This window comes from Streptomyces sp. NPDC001068 (assembly GCF_042897315.1).
Taxonomy (GTDB): Bacteria; Actinomycetota; Actinomycetes; order Streptomycetales; family Streptomycetaceae; genus Streptomyces.
In genome coordinates, this window is sequence record NZ_JBIAYD010000001.1 from 238,644 (window position 1) to 258,505 (window position 19,862).

Consider the following 19,862-nt stretch of genomic DNA (forward strand, 5'->3'; position numbering starts at 1 on the left):
CGGGACGGGGACACGGAACGGCACTCGGTACGGCCGGGCGGGACGAGACGGGAGCGCCTACGGCTCCGGCCGCCGGGCGGGCCTACGCGGGAACGGCGCGCGGTACGGGTCCGGGCTGACGCGCGGACGGCACGCGGAACGGCCGGGCGGGACGAGACGCCGGACGGGCGACCCGGCCGGGACGCGGAACGGCGCACGGTACGGCCATGCGGGACGGGACACGGCACGGCCGCCCGGCGCGGGGCCGGGCGGCCGTGGTGGGAAGCGGCTGCCGGGCGGCTCCCGTCAGCCCTGGCGGGCCTTGAAGCGGGGGTCCTTCTTGTTGATCACGTAGACCACGCCGCGCCGGCGGACCACCTGGGCGCCGGGCCTGGCCTTCAGTGAACGCAGGGACTTGCGTACCTTCATGGCGCTGTCCTCCTCGTGTCGGTCGCGGAACCCGGTCAGCCGCGGGCGGCGGCGGTCCGGCCGTAGCGGCGCTCGAAGCGCTCCACGCGGCCGGCGCTGTCCAGGACCCGGGACCTGCCGGTGTAGAAGGGGTGCGACGCGGAGGAGACCTCGACGTCGATCACCGGATAGGTGGTGCCGTCCTCCCACTCGACCGTCCGGGACGAGTCGGCGGTGGAACGGGTCAGGAACGCGACGTCGGCGGCGCGGTCGCGGAAGACGACGAGCCGGGAGTCGGGATGGATGCGGGGCTTCATGGTGTTCCCTTCCTGGGGCCCTCGCCCCGCGGTGCTCCCGCAGGGTCGGGGGCCCGGTCGTTCCGGGTGGTTCAGTGGTTTCAGCGCTCTTCGCGGAAGTCCACGTGCGCGCCGGCCACCGGGTCGTACTTGCGCAGGACCAGCCGGTCGGGGTCGTTGCGCCGGTTCTTGCGGGTCACATAGGTGACACCGGTCCCGGCCGTCGACTTCAGCCTGACGACGGGACGCAGGATGCTGCGTGCCATGAGGTTCTCCCTTCACCCACACCCGGCTTCATGATCCGAGCATGTCAATCACGACAGGTGTAACAAGGGGTCCCCCGCCCGCATTCCCGGGTGCCGGACCGGCTAGCGCAGGAGCAGCTGGAGGCCGCCGACGACCGTCGCCGCGATGACCAGCTGCTCGAACAGGCGCTGGTTGATCCGGTCCACCGCCCACTTGCCGAACAGCGCCCCGGGCACCACGAACACCACGAGCGCGGCGTCGAGCAGCAGCGAGTTGCCGTCGATCAGCCCGAGTCCCGCGCTGAAGGGGACCTTGGCGACGTTCACGATCAGGAAGAAGAACGCCGAGGTGCCGAGGAAACCGAGCTTGCGGAAGCCAGCCGACAGCAGGTACATCGACATCACCGGGCCGCCCGCGTTGGCGACCATCGTGGTGAAGCCGCCGAGGACGCCGTAGGAGCCGGCCTTGACCCGGCCGGCCCGGGTGGTGACCGCGTCCGGGTCGTCCGGGCGGTCGGCCCCGCGGCGCCGCCACACGGTGACACCGGCCATCAGCAGCAGGATCGCGCCGATCGAGGTCCGTACCACCTGGTCGTCGGCCCACACCAGGAACAGCGTGCCGACCACCACGCCGGCCGCGACCGCGGGGAACAGCCGCCACAGCGTGGGCCAGTGGGCGTGCCTGCGATAGGTGGCGACGGCCAGGACGTCGCCCGCGATCAGGATCGGGAGCAGGACGCCGGTGGAGGCGCGGGCCGGCAGGACCGCGGCGAAGACGGCGAGGCTGACGGTGTTGGCCCCGCTGACGGCGGTCTTGGAGAAGCCGACGAGCAGCGCGGCGAGGGCCAGGGCGGCGAACTCCCAGCCGGATATGTGCCAGAGGGTCATGGTGTTCATGCGGGGACCGATGTTATGTCCGGACAAGCGGATCCGGTAGGGACCGTCCCGCCGGTCACGGCCGACCGGCACGGGCACCCGCCCGCCGATCACGGCCCGTGGCAGGAAACCGCCCGTATGACCGTGGCGAAGAGCACGCCGGCCGAAGGGGCGCCCCGGGTCACGGCGAGCCCTCCGGGACGTCCGTTTCGAGCGCCGCGGCCCGCAGCACCGCCGCCACCCGGGTGACCGCCTCCGTGGGCGGCTGGGGCAGCCGGGCCAGCAGCTGCCGGCGCTGTTCCTGGGGTCCGCCGCGCACCGGCAGGATACGGACGCCCGGCGGCGCGGCGACCGCGAGGGCGGCCGGTACGGTGGTCAACCCGCACCCCGCCGCGACGAGTTGGAGCTTGGCCAGCCAGTCACGGACGGTGTGCACGATCGCGGGCCGCTCGTCGAGACCGGGCCACACCCCCATCAGCCGGTCCTCGCCGGCCGAAGGACCCGCGATCCAGCGCTGCCCGCGCAGGTCGGCCACGTCCACGAAGTCACCGCGGGCCAGTGGATGGGCGGCGGGCAGCGCCAGGCACAGGGCACGCTCGGTGAGGGTCTGGAGCACCAGCGGCGGCGACTCCGCGTCCGGTGCCCGGAACGGCGGCGCCGAGGCGAGCAGCGCGAGGTCCACACTGCCGGCCCGCAGGGCACGGACCAGGGCCGGGGTGGTGCCCTCGCGGCCGATCACCAGCAGGCCGGGGTCGGTCCGGCGGAGCGTGGTCAGGGCCCGGGGCACCAGCACGGCGCCCGCCGTGGGGATCCAGCCCAGCCGGACCGTCCCACCGCCCTCCGGCAGACCGGAGAGCTCACGCGCCGCCGCCTCGATCTCGTCGAGGACGACGGTCGCGCGCCGCATGACGACCCGGCCCGCGGCGGTGAGCAGTACCCCCTCCCGCCGCCGTTCCAGCAGCTCGGCACCGGCCGCCCGCTCGATGGCGGCGATCTGCCGGGAGACCGCGGACTGGGTGTAGCCCAGCGCGGCGGCCGCCGCCGTGAAGGTCCCCTGTTCGGCCACGGCGCGGAAGACCCGCAGCGCGGTCAGCGACACGTCGTTGAAGTCCATGACGTTTACGCATACCAGACGTGCGGAACTTTCGTTGGACTCATGGTGACGGGGTTCCTAGCGTTGCGGGCATGAACGCATCACCGACAGTGCGCCGCATCGCCCTCGTGACCGGCGCCAACCAAGGGCTCGGCCGAGCCCTCGTCGAAGGGCTCGCCGCCCGGCTGACCCCGGACGACCTGGTCCTGCTCACCGGCCGCGACCGGCGCCGGGTGCTGGACGCCGCCGCCGGGACCGCCGGGCTGCCCGGCACCCGCGCCCGCGTCGAGGGCCGGGTGCTGGACGTCACCGACACCGACGCCGTCGCCCGCCTCGCGGACGAACTCCGGACCCGGCACGGCGGTGTGGACATCGTCGTCTCCAACGCGGTCGCCCGCGTGCTGCCCGAGGAGTCGCAGGCCGCACGGGCCGACGAGTTCATCGACGTCTCCAACACCGCCACCCACGCGGTCCTGCGCTCCTTCGGCCCCGTGCTGCGCCCGGCCGGCAGGCTGCTGGTCGTCGCGAGTTCCCTCGGCACCCTCGGGCATCTCGATCCGCGGCTGCACCACCTGTTCGACGGTGCCACCCTCGACCAGGTCGAGTACGCCGTGGAGTCCTGGCGCAGCGCCGTCCACCAGCGCACCGCCGCGGAGGCCGGCTGGCCCGTGTGGCTGAACGTGCCCTCGAAGGTCGCCCAGGTCGCGGCCGTCCGCGCCGTCGCCGCCGAACGCCGCGCACAGGACCTGGCCGCCGACACCCTGGTCGCCGCCGTCTGCCCCGGCATGGTCGACACGGCCACCTCCCGGCCCTGGTTCGGCGACCACAGCCAGGCCCGGTCCCCCGCCGAAGCCGCCCGTGCCGTCCTCGACCTGATCCTCGCCGACCACGCCGACCCCGCCCTGTACGGCGAGCTGGTCCGCTTCGGCGAGGTCCTGCCCTGGCACGACGGCACGCCCCCGGTGGAGCAGGACCGCCTGGTCACACCGTGACCCCGCACCCCGGACGCAGAACCGTGAACGACAGGCGCGGAACCGCCGGCAACAGAACCGCCGACAACAGACACCGCGCCCTACCGCACCACATCGCAAGGAGCACCTCCATGACTGCCATCCGCACCCCCTTCGGCTTCTCCAGCACGGCCACCGAGGTCGCCGCGGGCATCGACCTCACCGGCCGCCGGGCGGTGGTCACGGGCGCCTCGTCGGGCATCGGCGCCGAGACGGCCCGGGCGCTGGCCGCCACCGGCGCGGAGGTCACGCTCGCGGTGCGGGACCTGACCGCGGGCGAGCGCGTCGCCCAGGAGATCGGCGGGGCCACCGGCAACCGGCGGGTGCGGGCCGCCCGGCTGGAGCTGACCGACCCGGCGTCCGTCGCCGCCTTCGCGGCCGGCTGGCAGGGGCCGCTGCACATCCTGGTGAACAACGCGGGCGTCATGGCCTGCCCCGAGCGGTATACCGAGCAGGGCCGGGAGTGGCAGTTCGCCACCAATCACCTGGGGCACTTCGCGCTGGCGAACGCCCTGCACGGCGCGCTGGCGGCCGCCGGCGGCGCCCGTGTCGTCGTCGTCAGCTCCACCGGCCACCAGCAGTCCCCGGTGGTGTGGGACGACATCGACTTCGCGTTCCGGCGGTACGACCCGTGGCTCGCCTACGGGCAGTCCAAGACCGCCAACGTCCTGTTCGCGGTGGAGGCCACCCGCCGCTGGGCCGCGGACGGCATCACCGCCAACGCCCTCATGCCCGGCGCCATCTACACCAATCTCCAGCGCCACATGGGCGACCGCGGGAGCGGCCGGGTTCCGGAGGAGCTGATCAAGACCGTCGGGCAGGGCGCCGCCACCTCGGTGCTGCTCGCCACGTCCCCCCTGCTGGAGGGGGTCGGCGGACGGTACTTCGACGACTGCAACGAGAGCGAGGTCGTCGACCGCCGTACCGGCAGGCTGCAGGGCGTCGCCCGCTACGCCGTCGACCCGGACAACGGCCGCCGGCTGTGGGACCTGTCGGAGAGGCTCCTCGCCGGCTGACCCGGCCGGTTCCCGGCCGCTCCCCGCTCGCGGCCGGACGGGTCAGAGACCGAGGACCCGGGCGACGGTGCGCAGGACGCCGTTGTCGTTGTTGGACGGGGCGAGGTGGCGGGCCCGTCCGATGACCTCCGGGTGGGCGTTGGCCATGGCGAAGGACCAGTCGGCGGCGTCCAGCATCTCCAGGTCGTTGAGGTAGTCGCCGAAGACCATCGTCTGGGCGGGCGTGATGCCCAGCTCGCGCTGGAGTCCACGCAGGGCGGTGCCCTTGTTGGCGGTGCGGTTCATCACGTCGACCCAGTGCTCGCCGGAGACCACGACCTGGTGGGTGCCGGCGAAACCGGCCAGCGCCGGGGCGGTGGTGCGCTCGGCGGGTCCGAAGTCGAAGAGCGCGACCTTGATCACGTCGTCGTCGACGGCGGTGAGGTCGTCGACGACGCGGTGCTCGACGTAGTAGCGGCGGACCTCGGCGAGGAAGGCCTCGTCGGCGCGCTCCACGTACGCGGACCGCTTGCCGCACACCACCGCGCCCACGTCGACACCGTCGGTGACCAGCCGCCGCACGGTCCGGGCGAGGTCGCCGGCGACGGCCGGGTCCAGGACGTCCGAGCTGAGCTCGACCCCGTCGCGCACCACATAGGTGCCGTTCTCCGCGATGAACACCATGCCGTCGGCGACGTCCGCGAACTGCCGGGCGAGAGTGGCGTACTGGCGGCCGCTGGCCGGACTGAACAGCACGCCGCGGCGCCGCAGTTCGGCCAGCATCGGCCAGAGTCCCCCGGGAATGCGCTTCTCGTCGTCGAGGAGGGTGCCGTCCATGTCGGTGACGACGAGGCGGATGTCGGCGGGGCCGGCCGGCTGGCCGGGCGTGCCGAGGAGGGCGGCGGGCGAGGCGGGCATGTCCTGCTTCCGGTGGGAGACGGCATTCGTGCACCAGTGTCCCCCACCGGACCGACGGGACCGGAAACGGCCGTGGGGATTCCCGTGACGGGACGGTCGCGGCACGCCACCGTACGGGCGGCCGCGACGGCGCGGTGGCCGTGGTTCCCGGACGTCCGCGCCGGCACGCGGGCACCCCCGGGAGCCGTACCGGTGCCGACTCCCCGGCGTCGGTGCCGTAGTTCGGCCCGGTCGCCGTGAAACCCTGGCCGGGACGTGTGCATCGGAGCCCGTCGAGGAGGACGTCGTATGCCACCCCTTGTCGACCCGCTGCCCGGCGGGCGCCCCGGTGATCTCGCCCGGGCGCACGCCCTCGCGCACGAGCTGTCCGCCCAAGGGGTACGCGCCGTCGTGCTGGCCTACGTGGACACCGCGGGGATCTGCCGGGTCAAGACGGTCCCCGCGCAGCGGCTCCAGCAGGCGGTGGCGTGGGGCGTCGGCATGTCCCCGGTGTTCGACACCTTCCTGGCGAACGACACGATCGTGCGCACCGGCGTCCTCGGCTCGCCCGACGGCGACCTGCGCCTGTACCCGGATCTGGACCGGCTGGTGGTGCTGGCCGGACAGCCCGGCTGGGCCTGGGCCCCGGTCGACCGGATCACCCAGGAGGGCGACCGGCACCCGGGGTGCAGCCGTACCTTCCTGCGCCGGACCGTCGCCGACGCCGAGGACCGGCTCGGCCTCACCTTCAAGGCGGGCGTAGAGATCGAGTGGGCGCTCGGGAGGGCCGCGGCCCCGGCCGACGAGTTCGCCCCGGCGGCCCACGGGCCGGCGTACGGCGCCGCCCGGCAGATCGAGCTGAGCGACTACGCGGGCGACCTGCTCGGGGCCCTGGACGCGCAGCAGGTGCCGGTCGCCCAGTTCCACCCCGAGTACGCGCCCGGCCAGTTCGAGATCTCCACCGACGCCCTGGACCCGGTGGCGGCGGCCGACCAGAGCGTGCTGGTACGGCAGACCATCCGCGCGGTCTCGCAGCGGCACGGCCTGCGGGCCTCCTTCTCGCCCGCCGTCACCGAGCGGGGCGTCGGCAACGGCGGTCACCTCCATCTCTCGGTGTGGCGCCACGGGGCCAATCTGCACGCCGGGGGCGACGGCCGGTACGGCATGACGGGCGAGGCCGAGTCCTTTCTGGCCGGGCTGCTGACCCACCTGCCCGCGCTGACGGCGGTGACCGCGCCCAGCCCGGCCAGCTATCTGCGGCTCAGACCCGCCCAGTGGGCCGGTGTGTTCACCGCGTGGGGCCGGGAGACCCGGGAGACCGGGGTACGGGTCGTCACCGGCACCACCGGCCGCCAGAGCCAGGACGCCAACCTGGAGGTCAAGCCGGTCGACCTGGCCGCCAACCCGTATCTCGCCCTGGGCTGCGTCATCGCCGCGGGTGTCGACGGACTCACCTCGGCCGCGGCCCTCCCCGAGGAGGTCGTCGGCGACCCGGCCCTGCTGGTCCCGGACGAGGCGGTCGCCCGGGGCGTACGGCGGCTGCCGACCTCGCTGGCGCAGGCCGTGGACGCGTTCCGGGAGGACGAGGTGCTGTGCGCGGCCCTCGGGCAGGTCCTCGCGGACGCGGTGGTCGCCGTACGCGAGGGGGAGACGGCGGCCGTCGCCGGTCTCGACGACGCCGGGGTGGCGGCGGCCTACCGCTGGAAGTACTGATGGCGGGAACGGGACCCGGACCGGTGCGGGAGGCCCTCGACGCGCTTCCCCTGGTCGACCACCACTGCCACGGCGCGGTCACCGCCGATCTCGACCGGGCGGAGTTCGAGTCGCTGCTCACCGAGGGTGCGGCCTGGCCGGGCGTGTCGCCGTTCGACAGCCCGGTCGGGCTGGCGCTGCGACGGCACTGCGCGCCCCTGCTCGGCCTGGAGCGGCACGCGCCCGCCGACGACTATCTGGCGCGCCGCGCCGAACTGGGCTGGCAGGAGGTCAACCGCCGGTTCCTCGGGGCGGCGCGGGCGGAGACCTTCTGCGTGGACACCGGCTACGCCCCGCACCCGGTCACCTCGCCCGCCGACCTCGCGGAAGCGGCCGGCGCCACCGCGCACGAGGTGGTCCGGCTGGAGAGCGTCGCCGAGTCGGTGGCCGCGCGAGGCGTCGCCGCCGGCCGGTACGCGGCGGCGTTCCGGGCGGCGGCCGAGGAGGCGGTCCGGCGGCCGGGGGTGGTCGCGGTCAAGTCGGTCGCCGCCTACCGCACCGGCTTCGACCTGGATCCGGCGCGCCCCACGTACGCCGAGGTGACCCGGGCCGCCGCACTGTGGTTCGTGCGGGGCGGCAGACTCACGGATCCGGTGCTCATGCGCCACCTGCTGTGGACCGCGGTCGCGCTGGGGGTGCCACTCCAACTCCACGCAGGTTTCGGGGACTCGGACCTCCGGCTGCATCGGGCGGACCCGGCCCTGCTGACCGACTGGCTGCGGCTGACCGTGGGCACCGTCCCGGTGCTGCTGCTGCACTGCTGGCCCTACCAGCGCCAAGCCGCCTATCTGGCAACGGTGTTCGAACACGTGCACCTCGACGTCGGGCTCGCGCTGCACTACGTGGGCCCTGGCCGGGCGGGCGCGGTGCTGGCGGAGGCGATGGAGATCACTCCGTTCCGCAAACTCCTGTACAGCTCGGACGCTTATGGTGTGGCTGAGTTCCACCATCTCGGTGCGCTGTCCTTCCGGCATGGGCTGGCCGGACTGCTCCAGGAGCGGGTGGACGCCGACGACATGAGCCACGCCGACGCAGTGAGGATCGCCGCCTGGACAGGACGCGACAACGCCCGTCGCCTCTACGGACTTCCCGTATCGGACCCCGGCCGCGACTGAGCGCGTGCCCCACCCGGAAAGTATGATCAAGCAATGTCAGACATGACCGAAACCACGCCCGGTTGGCTGTCCTCCGACGAGCTGGAGATGGCTCGCGCCCGCATGCCGATCCTGTACGTGGAGGCCGTGCCCGTACGGGTGGACGACAGCGGTGAAGTCACCAGCATCGGGCTGCTGCTCCGCATCGGACCGGACGGAACGGTCAGCCGGACCCTCGTCTCCGGCCGTGTCCTGCACCACGAGCGGGTGCGTGACGCACTGTTGCGCCACCTGGAGAAGGACCTCGGCCCGGTCGCGCTGCCCCGGGTGCCGGCCTCGCTGCAGCCGTTCACGGTGGCCGAGTACTTCCCGACGCTGGGCGTCACGCCGTACCACGACCCGCGTCAGCACGCCGTGTCGCTGGCCTACGTCGTGCCGGTGACGGGGGACTGCCGGCCCCGCCAGGACGCCCTGGACCTGGTGTGGTTCAGCCCGCAGGACGCGGTCTCGGAGGCCGTGCAGAGCGAGATGCCCGGGGGGCACGGGGTGCTGCTGAAGCAGGCCCTGGCACATGTGGGCTGCGTGGGCTGACCGGTCGGCCCGGCGGGTCCGCGGCGTCAGGCGGCGGCGCCCGCCCCGGCGGTCTCCGGGATGTCCTGCTCGGCCCAGATGCACTTGGAGTCGCTGAGATAGCGGGCGCCCCAGCGTCGGGACAGGGCGGCGACCAGCTGGAGACCACGGCCGCCCTCGTCGTTGAAGGTGGCGTGCCGGATCCGCGGGGTGCTGAGGCTGCCGTCGTAGACCTCGCAGGTCAGGACGCGGCTGCGGAGCAGCCGTAGCCGCAGGGGGCCCTTGGCGTGCCGGACGACGTTCCCGACCAGCTCGCTCACCAGGAGTTCGGTGGTCGTCGTCAGGTCGTCCAGGCCCCAGCGGCGGAGCTGGTCCCGGACGAACTCACGGGCCCGGCCCGCCGCCCGGGGATCGTCGGGCAGGCCGCAGGAGGCGATGTCCGAGGCGGGCATGGCCCGGGTGTGGGCGATCAGCAGGGCCGCGTCGTCGGTGGTCCGCCCCCGGTCGGGCAGCAGCTCCGAGACGACGGTGTCGCACAGCTCCTCCAGAACCCCGAGGTCCTTCTCCTGGTCGGTGGCCGTGAACCGGGCGGCGCCGGTGCCGGACCTGGACAGGACGCGCAGCAGCCGGGCCGCCCCCTGGTCGATGTCCTGCGACGCCGATTCGATGAGCCCGTCGGTGCAGAGCACGACGAGGCTCCCGTCGGGCAGCGGAAGTCCGTGCGTCGTGAACGGCGGGCCGGCGGCGCCGAGCGGCGGATCGGGACTGGGGGCGGGGCTGTTCACGGTGCCGTCGGGATAGACGAAGACCGGCGGCGGATGACCGGCCAGCGAGTAGCTGCACCGCCGGCCCGCAGGGTCGTAGACGGCGTACAGGCACGTGGCGTAGAAGTCCTCGCCCAGGTCGCTGACCAGGTCGTTGAGGTGGCTCAGCAGCTCGTCCGGGGCCATGTCCAGGTCGGCGAGGGTACGGACGGCGGTGCGCAGTCTGCCCATGGTGGCGGCCTCGGCGATGCCGTGGCCCATGACGTCGCCGATCACCAGGGCGACCCGGTCGGCGGAGAGCGGGATGACGTCGAACCAGTCGCCGCCCACCTCCTCGCTCCTGGCCGCCGGCAGATAGCGCGCGGCCGCCACGGCGGCGGGCAGCCGGGGCAGCTCCTGGGGCAGCAGGGTGCTCTGCAGTTCCTGGGCGCGGGCGTGCTCCACGTCGTACAGCCGGGCCCGTTCCAGTGCCTGGCCCACCAGGGCGCTGAGCGTGGTCAGCAGGGCGCGCTCGTCCTGGTCGAAGGGGCGCGGCCGGTTGTAGGACAGGACCGAGACGCCGATGGCGCGACCCGACGCGACCAGCGGCAGGAAGGCCCAGGCCATCTTCGGCGAGGTACCCATCAGGATCTTGTCCCTGACGGACGGGTACCGCTCGTAGATCTGGGCGGGCGACTCCAGGAAGAGCGGCCGGTGGGTGCGCACCACGTCGGTGACGGGCATGCCGGCGGAGAGCGGGCCGTCGAACCGCTTCAGGTACTCGACCGGGTATCCGACCTCGCCGACCCGGGTCAGCCGCCCGCCTTCGAAGACGGAGACGACCAGCCCGTCGGCGCCGAACGGCGACAGCACGTGCTCCGCCACGGTCCGTACGACGTCCTGGACGGTCACCGCCTCGGCCAGCGCCGTGGTCAGCAGCACCGCCTTGGCGGTGCGGACCTGCTCGGGCTCGGGGCCGGCGGCGGGCTGCGGCGGCAGCCCCCGCGCGCTCTCCAGGCGTTCGGCGGTCCAGGCCGCCACCGCCTGCAGGAACGACAGCTGGACGTCGTCCGGCGCACCGCCGCCGTCCGCGGTGAGCACCGAGAGCGTGCCGATCGGTCCCCGGGCGCTGACGAGCGGCAGCGACACGGTGCCGGACGCGCCCGTGCCGAGACCGTCCCCGGTCACCTGGACGAGGACCCCGCGCCGCAGGGCACAGGCGGGCGGTTCGTCCTGCATCTCACGCAGTTCCGCCCAGCTCCGCGCGGCCTCGGTGGCGACACGGTCCACCGCCTCCAGGGTCAGCCTGCCGCTGCGCCGGTCCCACCCGTGCAGCAGGGCGCCCACTCCCCCGACGCTCGCCGTGGCCTGCCGGAGAGCCAGCGCCACCACCTTCGCCCGCGCCACCGCGGCCGACTCGGACGAGGCCCCCTCCGGACGGTTCGGGCACATAGCAAAAGGGTAACGCGGACGGTCGCCGCGACCACCGGGAACCGGTCCCGGCGGCGAGGGGGGTGAAGATCCGGTGCGGCCGGTCCTGAAAGTGGCGACCGTCGAGGAGGGCCGCGACGGAGTATCCGGTGGCATGCGAAAAAGGGTCCCCGCAGGCATGTACCTGCGACGACCCTTCGCACCGTCGGGACGACAGGATTTGAACCTGCGACCCCTTGACCCCCAGTCAAGTGCGCTACCAAGCTGCGCCACGTCCCGGTGCCGTCTGACCTGGGATTTCCCCGGTCGAAACGCGCAAGGAAACAATACCGCACTCGGACCGGTGGTCGCGCACGGCTTTTGTCCGGCCGCCGCGGCTCTCAGACCGGGCCCTGGAGCCCCACTTCCGGGTGGCTGTCCAGGAGTCGGGGCGGGGCCGCCTGCCGCCAGGAGTCGGCGAGGATGTCGCGCAGCTCGGTCTCGTCCTCCAGGGCGTCGAGGCGCACCCGGACCCAGGCGAACTGGGCCTCGTGGTCCGCGATCCAGAACTTGTCCGGCTCGGCGAGCACCAGTTCGTCACGCTCCTCCTTGGGGCAGCGCACGGCGATGGAGGTCTCGTCCTCGGGCAGCGTGGCGAACATCTTCCCGGCGACCCGGAACGTGGGCATGTTCCAGGCGGTCTTCTCGCTGGTGTCCGGCAGGGACAGCGCGACCCGGCGAACGTCTTCGGCATCCGGCATGACTGGAACCGTAGCTCCTGGCACTGACACTCAGCCGGCCCGTGGTCCGGCCCGCTCGCGGTGGAGGGTCGTCGGCCGCGGCATTCCGCCGGGGAGCGGCCTCGTGGTCCGGGACGGGCCGGGCGCGGGTCCCGCCTGCGGAACGGTACGGGTGCCGCCGCGACCTCGCCGAGCAGCTGGGACACGGTCCGCCCATAGCCGCCATGGAGCCGGTCGCGGAGGGCCGCCGTGGGGTTGGCCTCGGGCCGTTCGGCCCGTTGGCACCGGGACAGGGTGGGCTTGCCCACTCCGTCGCGCTCCGCCAACTCACCCTGCGACCGGCCGAGTTCGGTGCGTGGTTCGGCCGGTCGGCCGCCGTCCCCAACAACATGAGACGGGTGTGTTGACACGTATGCCGGCCGACGCGTGCGGAACACGGACGTCGGAACGGATCACGGCCGCGCCGCCTCGCCCAGCGCGTCCAGGACGGGGCGGATCAGCGGATGGTCCTCCGCCCCTCGCCGTACGGCGGCGAACACGCGGCGGGTCGGGGCGACGCCGTCGACGGGGCGTACGACGACTCCGGTCAGGTCCATGCCGCGCAGGGCCGAGCGGGGGACGAGCGCCACGCCCGCGTCCGCCGAGGCCAGGGCCACCACGGCCCGGAAGTCGTCGGAGGAGTGTTCCAGTCGGGGCTGGAAGCCGGCGCTCTCGCAGGCCAGGACGACCACGTCGTGGCAGGGGTTGCCGGGGTACGGGCCGATCCAGGGGTCCTTGGCCAGTTCCGCGAGGGGCACCTCGGCGGTATCGGCCAGGCGGTGGTGGAGCGGGACGACCGCGTCGAAGGGCTCGGCGTACAGGGAGACATGGGTGAGCCGGGGATCGTCGGCGGACGGAGCCCCCCGGTACTCGACGGCGACCGCCACGTCGACCTGCCGGTCCAGGACCATCGGCAGGCTGGCGTCGCCCTCGGCGTCCTGGACCCGGATGCGTATGCCGGGGGCGGTGCGGGCCAGGTGGGCCACGGCCGGGGCGACCACCTGGGCGATGCCGGTGGCGAAGGCGGCGACGGTGACCGTGCCGGCCTCGCCCGACCCGTACGCGGCCAGTTCGGCCTCGGCGCGCTCCAGCTGGGCGAGGACCGCGTTGGTGTGACCGAGCAGGATCTCGCCCGCCGGGGTGAGCCGCACCCCCTTGGCGCTGCGCTCGACCAGGCGGTGACCGGTCTCCTGCTCCAGGGCCGCCAGCTGCTGCGAGACGGCCGACGGGGTCAGATACAGCGCGGCGGCAGCCGCCGTCACGGTGCGGTGGTCGGCCACCGCACGGAGGATATGGAGCCGCCGCGCCTCGATCATGGGGTCGATTATTGCAATATGTCCCGGGGACTCAGTCGGCGAGCTCCGCGCGAGCCGCGACGAACGCGTCCACCGCGCGGTTCACGTCCTCCGTCGAGTGGGCCGCGGACAGCTGCACCCGGATACGGGCCTGGCCCTGCGGGACCACCGGATACGAGAAGCCGATCACGTACACGCCCCGCTCCAGCAGCAGCTCGGACATCCGGGCCGCCCGCGCCGCGTCGCCGATCATCACCGGGGCGATGGCGTGGTCGCCGGGGAGGACGTCGAAGCCCTCCTCCGTCATCCGGCGGCGGAACAGCGTGGTGTTCTCGGCGAGCCGGACGCGCAGGTCGTCCGCGGACTCCAGGAGGTCGAGGACCTTCAGCGAGGCCGCCGCGATCACCGGGGCGAGGGTGTTGGAGAACAGGTAGGGACGGGAGCGCTGGCGCAGCAGGGCGACGATCTCCGCGCGGGCCGCGACATAGCCGCCGGAGGCGCCGCCGAGGGCCTTGCCGAGGGTGCCGGTGATGATGTCGACCCGGTCCATGACCCCGTGCAGCTCGGGCGTGCCGCGGCCGGACGGGCCGACGAAGCCGACGGCGTGCGAGTCGTCGACCATGACCATCGCGTCGTAGCGGTCCGCGAGGTCGCAGATCTCCCGGAGCGGGGCCACGTAGCCGTCCATGGAGAACACGCCGTCGGTGACGACCAGCCGCCGCCGGGCGCCCTGCGCCTCCTTCAACTGGCGTTCCAGGTCGGCGAGGTCCCGGTTGGCGTAGCGGAAGCGGCGGGCCTTGGACAGGCGGATGCCGTCGATGATCGAGGCGTGGTTGAGGGCGTCGGAGATCACCGCGTCCTCCTCGCCGAGCAGGGTCTCGAAGACCCCGCCGTTGGCGTCGAAGCAGGAGGAGTAGAGGATCGTGTCCTCCTGGCCGAGGAACGCCGACAGGCGCGCCTCCAGCTCCTTGTGGACCTCCTGGGTGCCGCAGATGAAGCGGACGGAGGCCATGCCGTAGCCCCAGCGGTCCAGGGCCTCGTGGGCGGCGGCGATCACCTCGGGGTGGTCGGCGAGGCCCAGGTAGTTGTTGGCGCAGAAGTTGAGGACCTCGCCGGGCCGGCCGCCGGCGGTCACCTCGACGGTGGCGGACTGCGGGCTGCCGATGACCCGCTCGGGCTTGTGCAGGCCGGCGGCGCGGATCTCGTCGAGGGTGGCGCGCAGGTCGTCGCGCACGGAGTCGAACATCATCAGTCCTTGGTGGTCGGCGGGAATGGTCGTCAGAGGGTCCAGTCAAGGATGACCTTGCCGCCGCGCCCGCCGGCGGCGTCGTCGAAGGCCGCCTCGAAGTCGCGGTACCCGTAGCGGCCGGTGATCACGGGGGCGAGGTCGAGTCCGCCCTCCAGGAGGACCGACATCGCGTACCAGGTCTCGAACATCTCGCGGCCGTAGATGCCCTTGATGGTGATCATGGAGGTGACGACACGCGCCCAGTCGACCGGGAAGTCCTGGGCGGGCAGGCCGAGCATGGCGATACGGCCGCCGTGCGTCATGTTGGCGATCATGTCCTGGAGCGCCTCGGCGCGGCCGGACATCTCCAGACCGATGTCGAAGCCCTCCCGCAGCCCCAGCTCCCGCTGTCCTTCGTCGATCCCGGACTGCGACACGTTCAGGGCCAGGCTCACGCCGATCTTGCGGGCGAGGTCGAGGCGCTCCTCGCTGACGTCGGTGATCACGACGTGGCGGGCGCCCGCGTGCCGGGCCACGGCGGCCGCCATCAGACCGATCGGCCCCGCGCCGGTGATCAGGACGTCCTCGCCCACGAGCGGGTACGAGAGCGCGGTGTGCACGGCGTTGCCGAACGGGTCGAAGATCGCGGCCACGTCGAGGTCGACGGGGACCCGGTGCACCCAGACGTTGGAGGCGGGCAGAGCGACGTACTCGGCGAAGGCGCCATCGCGGCCGACACCGAGGCCGACGGTGGCCCGGCACAGGTGGCGGCGCCCGGCCAGGCAGTTGCGGCACTTCCCGCAGACGAGATGACCCTCGCCGCTGACCCGGTCGCCGGCCTTGATGTCCACGACGTCACGGCCGGTCCCGACGACCTCGCCGACGAACTCGTGTCCGACCACCAGTGGCGTGGTGATCGCCTGCTGGGCCCAGCCGTCCCAGGCCCGGATGTGCAGGTCGGTCCCGCAGATGCCGGTCCGCAGCACCTTGATCAGTACGTCACCCGGTCCGACCGTGGGCTCCGGCACGTCCGCGAGCCACAGTCCCGGCTCAGCCTTCTGCTTGACCAGTGCCTTCAACGCTACGGCTCCTGTGCGTGAGATCCCGGCCGCGGGCACGCCGAAGCGCCCCGCGGTCGGGGAGGGGGGTGGAATCTCACAGCAATCTGCCGTACCCGGGCGCCTCGGGTCCATCGAGGATTTCTTAACCGCCGCCACAGCTGCACTTCACGCCCGCGCGCGGGCCGGCGCCGCCCCCGCCCCGCTCGCGGGGCGCGCGTCAGTCGAGCCGGGAGACCTGGTAGTGGCTGATGTACCAGTCCTCCCCCTCGCGGGTCACGAGGACCGAGAGTTTCACGTCGAGCGGAGGGCGGTCCGTGAAGGAGAACTCGACTGCCAGGTAACCGAGGACGACTCCGTCCGCGGGCCGCCGGGTCTCCAGGACGCGGTACACGGCCTTCAGGCCGAGCGGCTGGGAGGCGTAGTAGTCGGTGACGCCCTGCCGTCCGACGGCGTAGGGGTGGAGTCCCTGGAAGACGGCGTCCTCGGTGAACTGGGCCGCGACGCGCTCGGGTTGATGCGCGTCGACGGCCGCCTTCCACCGGTCGAGCACCTCGCCGAGAATCACCGTGTCTTCGGTGGTGGTGGTCATGTCCGTTCCTCGTTCAATGTTGTGACGGTTCGTCAGAGCGGTCGGCGGATCAGTGGCCGGCGCTCATGCCGCCGTCCACGTGGAGGATCTCGCCGGTGACGAAGGGCGCGTTCTCCAGGAAGAGCACCGCGTCGACGATGTCGTCGACTTCACCCATCCGGCCCACCGGGTGCAGCGCCGCGAGGAACTCGTGGCTCTCCCCCGGGTGCATGGGGGTCTTGATGGTGCCGGGCGACACCGCGTTGACGCGGATGCCCCGGGTGGCGTACTCGACGGCCAGGGACTTGGTCGCGGACTGCAGACCGCCCTTGGTCAGCGACGCCAGGACGGAGGGCACCCGGGCGTCCGCGTTGTCGACCAGGCTGGTGGTGACGCTCACGATGTGACCGCCGCCCTGGGCGAGCAGCTGCGGCAGGGCCTGCTGGGTGAGGTGGAAGAAACCGTCCATGTTGATGCCGGTCACGGCGGCGTAGTCGGCTGCCGTGTAGTCGGTGAAGGGCTTCGCGACGAAGATGCCCGCGTTGTTGACCACGGTGTCGATCCGGCCGAACCGCTCGACCGCGGCGGCGACGACCCGCTCGGCGGTCGCCGGGTCGGCGATGTCGCCCTGGACGGTCAGTACGCCGGCGTCCTCGGAGGGGGCGATGGTCCGCGAGGTGGCGACGACCGCGTAGCCGAGCTTGCGGTAGCCCTCGACGAGGGCGGCGCCGATGCCCTGCGAGGCACCGCTGACGATGGCGACCTTCTGGTTCTGCTTGCTCATGGTGACCTTCTCCGTAGTGGATGACCGGTCACTAGCCGACCGGTCGACTATTTGAAGGTAGGGCGGGCCGGCACGGAATGCCACGACCATCTTCCTCCCGGCTGGGAGGCTGTGCCTCTCAGCCGGGCTCAGCCGGGCTCAGCCGGGCTCAGCCGGGCCTCAGCCGGGAGGAGCGTACGGATCGCCGGGAGGCAGCCAGGCGTCGTCCGCGTGGATGCCGAGATCGCCGACCCCCTCGCACAGGGCGTCGACGACGCCGAGGACCGCGGCACGGTCCTCGCTCTCCCGCCGGACCAGCGACCACGTCCAGTACACCTTCGGCGCGACGATCTCCCTGCGGACCAGGTCGGGCGGGAGCGGCACGGTCTGCCCCTTGGGCGAGTTGAGGACCGGGCGGGTGCAGCGGCGGACGTGGTCGAAGAAGGCCGGACCGGTGACCGCGCCGTCGGAGATGCGCACCGCACGGGCACCGACCGACCTCGTCAGCTCCTCCGCGTACTCGTTCCAGGAGGCCCAGGAGGTGATGTCGTCGTCGATGAGGACGTCGGTCTCCCCGGCCGGCACGTCCTCGGTCCGCGTGCCCTTGGCCACCGCGTAGAGGCGGTCGGCGCCGAGCAGCCGGGCCCGCAGCCCGAGCCGCCGGAGGTCCTCGGAGCGCACCCAGCACACGGCCAGGTCCAGACTGCCGTCGGCGACCCGCGCGGCCTGGGTGTGCGAGGGCGCCACCCAGGCGTCCACGTGCACCCGCGCCACCGCGGCCGTCCGCGCCGCCAGGTCCTGGGGAAGCCAGTTCACGTACCCCATGCGTACCGCCTGCGAACCGGAGAGGAGACCGGCGCGGCGCCTGAGGTCGTCGGCCCGCTCCAGCAGGTCCCTGGTGTGCGGCAGCAGGGCGGCGCCGGCCGGGGTGAGCGAGACCGCGCGGCGGTCCCGGTCGAACAGCCTGATGCCCAGGTCCCGTTCGAGCGCCTTGATCTGCTGCGAGAGCGAGGGGCCCGCGATGAGCAGTCGACGCGCGGCCCGGCCGAAGTTCAGTTCCTCGGCGACGGCGACGAAGTACCGCAGCTGGCGCAGTTCCACGCGCGCCATGCTACGCGCGGTGGGAGGCCACACCTCCCAGCAGCGAGACAACCGGTCGTGGCACCGGCGCCGACGAGGGAGCAGGCTGGAACTACCGAGAGCAAAGGGAGCACATCGTGCGAGAGTTCCTGGTCGAGATCACCACCACCATCCCGGAGGGTACGGCCCAGGAGGAGGTCGACCGGCGGCGCGCCGCGGAGGCGGTCCGGGCGGGGGAACTGGCGGCGGCCGGTCATCTGGCCCGGCTGTGGCGCCCCGTCGGCGAGTTGCGCAGCATCGGCATCTGGTGCGCCGCCGACGAGGCGGAACTCGACGAGAAGGTGCTCGGCACCCTGCCGCTGCGTCCGTGGATGACGGTGACCGTCACCCCGCTGCAGCCCCACCCCAACGACCCGGGCCCGGTGGACGGCACCCGGTGACCGCCCCGTCTCCCTGGACCCATGTCGCCGCCGCCGGCGCCGCACTCGCCGCGGGCATGGGCGTGGGCCGTTTCGTCTACACCCCGATCCTGCCGCTGATGCACGCCCAGGCGGGCCTGTCGGCGAGCGCCGGAGCGAACCTCGCGACCGCCAACTACGTCGGATACCTCGTCGGCGCGCTCGCCGGCACCCTGGCCCCCGCGCTGGTCCGGTCGCGTGCCGTGCTGCGCGGCTCCCTGGTCACACTGACCGCCACGCTCGCCGCGATGCCGCTCACCCACAGCACCGTGCTGTGGGAGGTGCTGCGACTGCTGGCCGGGGCGGCCAGCGCGCTGATCTTCGTCGTCGCCGTCGCCTCCCTGCTGCACCACCTGCGGGCGCACCCCCCGCACCTGCCGGGGTGGGCCTTCGGCGGGGTGGGCGCCGGCATCGCGCTGTCCGGGCTGCTGGTGCTGGCCCTGCGGCCGGTCGCCGACTGGCGGGCCGCCTGGTGGGCCGCCGCCGCGCTCGCCGCCGCGCTGGCCGCGGCCTCATGGAACCTGCGGCCCGAGGAAACCCCCGCCGCCCCGGTGCCGGGGACCCGGGCCACGGCCCGCACCCACCGCTGGTTCGGCGCCCTGTTCGTCAGCTACTTCCTGGAAGGCGTCGGCTACATCGTCGCCGGCACCTTCCTGGTCGCGGCCATCGGCCAGGGCTCCCCCGGCTGGGTCGGCAGCGGCGCCTGGGTGCTGGTGGGCCTCGCCGCCGTGCCGTCCTCGGCGCTGTGGGCGCGTCTGGGACGGCGGTGGTCCCGACCCGGGCTGCTGCTCTGCGCGCTCATGATCCAGGCGGCCGGGATCGCCCTGCCCGCGGTGGCCGGGAGCACGGCCGCGGCCCTCGGCTCGGCGGTGCTCTTCGGCGCCACGTTCCTGGGCGTCAGCACCCTGGCGCTGGCCACGGGGGCGCATCTGCGCTTTCCGCGCTCCGTCGCGCTGCTGACCGCCGGATACTCCGTGGGCCAGATCCTGGGGCCACTGGCCGTCGCCCCACTGCTGCGCCACGGCTACCACCAGGCCCTGCTGCTCGCCGCCCTCGTGGTCCTCACCGCGGCCGCGGCCGCCGGTGTGCTGCGCATCGGCTTCCCGCACCACATGGAGGCGGACCACACACCGCCGGTACGACAGGGCCGACCGGCCGAGGCCACACGTTCCTAGGACCCACCCCGCGCGTCCGCGCCCGGCCCGCACGTCCGCGCCCGCCCCACACGTCCGCGCCGGCCGCACTCCGCCCCGCGCCCGTCC

At 73.3% G+C, this 19,862-nt stretch carries 21 protein-coding genes and 1 tRNA gene; 7 read left to right on the top strand and 15 right to left on the bottom strand.

Going from position 1 to position 19,862, the window contains the following annotated elements; all coding sequences use genetic code 11:
- Positions 1-285: 285 nt before the first annotated feature.
- The 5 genes from ykgO to ACFY3I_RS01090 form a co-directional block, all read right to left on the bottom strand.
- Complete coding sequence (gene ykgO / locus ACFY3I_RS01070) at positions 286-408, bottom strand: type B 50S ribosomal protein L36 (RefSeq protein ID WP_240858519.1); 123 nt, start codon at positions 406-408, stop codon at positions 286-288.
- Between the two features lie 35 nt (positions 409-443).
- Positions 444-704: a type B 50S ribosomal protein L31 gene (locus ACFY3I_RS01075; RefSeq protein ID WP_390858782.1), complete on the bottom strand. Its 261-nt coding sequence runs from the start codon at positions 702-704 to the stop codon at positions 444-446.
- An 80-nt stretch (positions 705-784) separates the two neighbouring features.
- Positions 785-949, bottom strand: a complete 165-nt coding sequence (gene rpmG / locus ACFY3I_RS01080) for a 50S ribosomal protein L33 (protein ID WP_365291459.1) — start codon at positions 947-949, stop codon at positions 785-787.
- Between the two features lie 102 nt (positions 950-1,051).
- The gene (locus ACFY3I_RS01085; RefSeq protein WP_390858783.1) at positions 1,052-1,825 is read right to left on the bottom strand and encodes a sulfite exporter TauE/SafE family protein; all 774 of its coding nucleotides are present in this window, start codon (positions 1,823-1,825) and stop codon (positions 1,052-1,054) included.
- Positions 1,826-1,985: 160 nt separating this feature from the next.
- Positions 1,986-2,918: a LysR family transcriptional regulator gene (locus ACFY3I_RS01090; RefSeq protein ID WP_390858784.1), complete on the bottom strand. Its 933-nt coding sequence runs from the start codon at positions 2,916-2,918 to the stop codon at positions 1,986-1,988.
- Between the two features lie 71 nt (positions 2,919-2,989).
- Between ACFY3I_RS01090 and ACFY3I_RS01095 the strand changes: the two genes are divergently transcribed.
- Positions 2,990-3,889, top strand: a complete 900-nt coding sequence (locus ACFY3I_RS01095) for an SDR family NAD(P)-dependent oxidoreductase (protein ID WP_365291465.1) — start codon at positions 2,990-2,992, stop codon at positions 3,887-3,889.
- Between the two features lie 110 nt (positions 3,890-3,999).
- Positions 4,000-4,923, top strand: a complete 924-nt coding sequence (locus ACFY3I_RS01100; RefSeq protein ID WP_390858785.1) for an SDR family NAD(P)-dependent oxidoreductase — start codon at positions 4,000-4,002, stop codon at positions 4,921-4,923.
- Between the two features lie 42 nt (positions 4,924-4,965).
- On the opposite strand, the gene ACFY3I_RS01105 is transcribed toward ACFY3I_RS01100, so the two are convergent.
- Positions 4,966-5,820 (bottom strand): Cof-type HAD-IIB family hydrolase, encoded by an 855-nt coding sequence (locus ACFY3I_RS01105; protein WP_390858786.1) that lies wholly within the window; start codon positions 5,818-5,820, stop codon positions 4,966-4,968.
- A 288-nt stretch (positions 5,821-6,108) separates the two neighbouring features.
- Here ACFY3I_RS01105 and ACFY3I_RS01110 point away from each other — a divergent pair, with 288 nt between their 5' ends.
- From ACFY3I_RS01110 to ACFY3I_RS01120, 3 genes are read left to right on the top strand one after another with little or no spacing between them, the layout of a single operon-like run.
- On the top strand, positions 6,109-7,512 hold the full coding sequence (locus tag ACFY3I_RS01110) for a glutamine synthetase (protein WP_390858787.1): 1,404 nt from the start codon (positions 6,109-6,111) through the stop codon (positions 7,510-7,512).
- Positions 7,512-8,666 (top strand): amidohydrolase family protein, encoded by a 1,155-nt coding sequence (locus tag ACFY3I_RS01115; RefSeq protein ID WP_390858788.1) that lies wholly within the window; start codon positions 7,512-7,514, stop codon positions 8,664-8,666. Before ACFY3I_RS01110 ends, ACFY3I_RS01115 begins: the two co-directional genes overlap by 1 nt.
- 42 nt (positions 8,667-8,708) lie before the next feature.
- Positions 8,709-9,236 carry an NUDIX hydrolase family protein gene (locus ACFY3I_RS01120; RefSeq protein WP_352221324.1) on the top strand — a complete coding sequence of 176 codons (528 nt, stop codon included), beginning with the start codon at positions 8,709-8,711 and terminating at the stop codon, positions 9,234-9,236.
- A 26-nt stretch (positions 9,237-9,262) separates the two neighbouring features.
- Here the strand turns inward: ACFY3I_RS01120 and ACFY3I_RS01125 are convergent, their stop codons facing one another.
- The 9 genes from ACFY3I_RS01125 to ACFY3I_RS01165 form a co-directional block, all read right to left on the bottom strand.
- Positions 9,263-11,410: a SpoIIE family protein phosphatase gene (locus tag ACFY3I_RS01125; RefSeq protein WP_390858789.1), complete on the bottom strand. Its 2,148-nt coding sequence runs from the start codon at positions 11,408-11,410 to the stop codon at positions 9,263-9,265.
- Between the two features lie 184 nt (positions 11,411-11,594).
- Positions 11,595-11,668 (bottom strand) — tRNA-Pro (locus ACFY3I_RS01130).
- Positions 11,669-11,769: 101 nt separating this feature from the next.
- Positions 11,770-12,129 carry an MmcQ/YjbR family DNA-binding protein gene (locus ACFY3I_RS01135; RefSeq protein WP_390858790.1) on the bottom strand — a complete coding sequence of 120 codons (360 nt, stop codon included), beginning with the start codon at positions 12,127-12,129 and terminating at the stop codon, positions 11,770-11,772.
- 431 nt (positions 12,130-12,560) lie between these two features.
- Positions 12,561-13,463 carry a LysR family transcriptional regulator gene (locus ACFY3I_RS01140; protein WP_365291481.1) on the bottom strand — a complete coding sequence of 301 codons (903 nt, stop codon included), beginning with the start codon at positions 13,461-13,463 and terminating at the stop codon, positions 12,561-12,563.
- Between the two features lie 31 nt (positions 13,464-13,494).
- Positions 13,495-14,688 (bottom strand): glycine C-acetyltransferase, encoded by a 1,194-nt coding sequence (locus tag ACFY3I_RS01145; RefSeq protein ID WP_390858791.1) that lies wholly within the window; start codon positions 14,686-14,688, stop codon positions 13,495-13,497.
- Positions 14,689-14,720: 32 nt separating this feature from the next.
- On the bottom strand, positions 14,721-15,749 hold the full coding sequence (gene tdh / locus ACFY3I_RS01150) for an L-threonine 3-dehydrogenase (protein ID WP_390858792.1): 1,029 nt from the start codon (positions 15,747-15,749) through the stop codon (positions 14,721-14,723).
- Between the two features lie 199 nt (positions 15,750-15,948).
- A complete protein-coding gene (locus ACFY3I_RS01155; protein WP_390858793.1) occupies positions 15,949-16,320 on the bottom strand; it encodes a YybH family protein in 372 nt (123 codons plus the stop codon).
- Between the two features lie 49 nt (positions 16,321-16,369).
- Complete coding sequence (locus tag ACFY3I_RS01160) at positions 16,370-17,083, bottom strand: SDR family NAD(P)-dependent oxidoreductase (RefSeq protein ID WP_390858794.1); 714 nt, start codon at positions 17,081-17,083, stop codon at positions 16,370-16,372.
- 159 nt (positions 17,084-17,242) lie between these two features.
- On the bottom strand, positions 17,243-18,172 hold the full coding sequence (locus ACFY3I_RS01165) for a LysR family transcriptional regulator (protein ID WP_390858795.1): 930 nt from the start codon (positions 18,170-18,172) through the stop codon (positions 17,243-17,245).
- Between the two features lie 107 nt (positions 18,173-18,279).
- On the opposite strand from ACFY3I_RS01165, the gene ACFY3I_RS01170 reads away from it, so the two are divergent.
- Positions 18,280-18,582 (top strand): muconolactone Delta-isomerase family protein, encoded by a 303-nt coding sequence (locus tag ACFY3I_RS01170; protein ID WP_365291493.1) that lies wholly within the window; start codon positions 18,280-18,282, stop codon positions 18,580-18,582.
- Positions 18,583-18,638: 56 nt separating this feature from the next.
- Positions 18,639-19,775, top strand: a complete 1,137-nt coding sequence (locus ACFY3I_RS01175; RefSeq protein WP_390859405.1) for a YbfB/YjiJ family MFS transporter — start codon at positions 18,639-18,641, stop codon at positions 19,773-19,775.
- The last annotated feature ends 87 nt before the right edge of the window (positions 19,776-19,862 follow it).

Bases quoted from the DNA above. Each gene is read 5' to 3' on its own strand.
- ykgO (WP_240858519.1), bottom strand. From the start codon at position 408: ATGAAGGTACGCAAGTCCCTGCGTTCACTGAAGGCCAGGCCCGGCGCC.
- ACFY3I_RS01075 (WP_390858782.1), bottom strand. From the start codon at position 704: ATGAAGCCCCGCATCCATCCCGACTCCCGGCTCGTCGTCTTCCGCGAC.
- rpmG (WP_365291459.1), bottom strand. From the start codon at position 949: ATGGCACGCAGCATCCTGCGTCCCGTCGTCAGGCTGAAGTCGACGGCC.
- ACFY3I_RS01085 (WP_390858783.1), bottom strand. From the start codon at position 1,825: ATGAACACCATGACCCTCTGGCACATATCCGGCTGGGAGTTCGCCGCC.
- ACFY3I_RS01090 (WP_390858784.1), bottom strand. From the start codon at position 2,918: ATGGACTTCAACGACGTGTCGCTGACCGCGCTGCGGGTCTTCCGCGCC.
- ACFY3I_RS01095 (WP_365291465.1), top strand. From the start codon at position 2,990: ATGAACGCATCACCGACAGTGCGCCGCATCGCCCTCGTGACCGGCGCC.
- ACFY3I_RS01100 (WP_390858785.1), top strand. From the start codon at position 4,000: ATGACTGCCATCCGCACCCCCTTCGGCTTCTCCAGCACGGCCACCGAG.
- ACFY3I_RS01105 (WP_390858786.1), bottom strand. From the start codon at position 5,820: ATGCCCGCCTCGCCCGCCGCCCTCCTCGGCACGCCCGGCCAGCCGGCC.
- ACFY3I_RS01110 (WP_390858787.1), top strand. From the start codon at position 6,109: ATGCCACCCCTTGTCGACCCGCTGCCCGGCGGGCGCCCCGGTGATCTC.
- ACFY3I_RS01115 (WP_390858788.1), top strand. From the start codon at position 7,512: ATGGCGGGAACGGGACCCGGACCGGTGCGGGAGGCCCTCGACGCGCTT.
- ACFY3I_RS01120 (WP_352221324.1), top strand. From the start codon at position 8,709: ATGACCGAAACCACGCCCGGTTGGCTGTCCTCCGACGAGCTGGAGATG.
- ACFY3I_RS01125 (WP_390858789.1), bottom strand. From the start codon at position 11,410: ATGTGCCCGAACCGTCCGGAGGGGGCCTCGTCCGAGTCGGCCGCGGTG.
- ACFY3I_RS01135 (WP_390858790.1), bottom strand. From the start codon at position 12,129: ATGCCGGATGCCGAAGACGTTCGCCGGGTCGCGCTGTCCCTGCCGGAC.
- ACFY3I_RS01140 (WP_365291481.1), bottom strand. From the start codon at position 13,463: ATGATCGAGGCGCGGCGGCTCCATATCCTCCGTGCGGTGGCCGACCAC.
- ACFY3I_RS01145 (WP_390858791.1), bottom strand. From the start codon at position 14,688: ATGTTCGACTCCGTGCGCGACGACCTGCGCGCCACCCTCGACGAGATC.
- ACFY3I_RS01155 (WP_390858793.1), bottom strand. From the start codon at position 16,320: ATGACCACCACCACCGAAGACACGGTGATTCTCGGCGAGGTGCTCGAC.
- ACFY3I_RS01160 (WP_390858794.1), bottom strand. From the start codon at position 17,083: ATGAGCAAGCAGAACCAGAAGGTCGCCATCGTCAGCGGTGCCTCGCAG.
- ACFY3I_RS01165 (WP_390858795.1), bottom strand. From the start codon at position 18,172: ATGGCGCGCGTGGAACTGCGCCAGCTGCGGTACTTCGTCGCCGTCGCC.
- ACFY3I_RS01175 (WP_390859405.1), top strand. From the start codon at position 18,639: ATGGGCGTGGGCCGTTTCGTCTACACCCCGATCCTGCCGCTGATGCAC.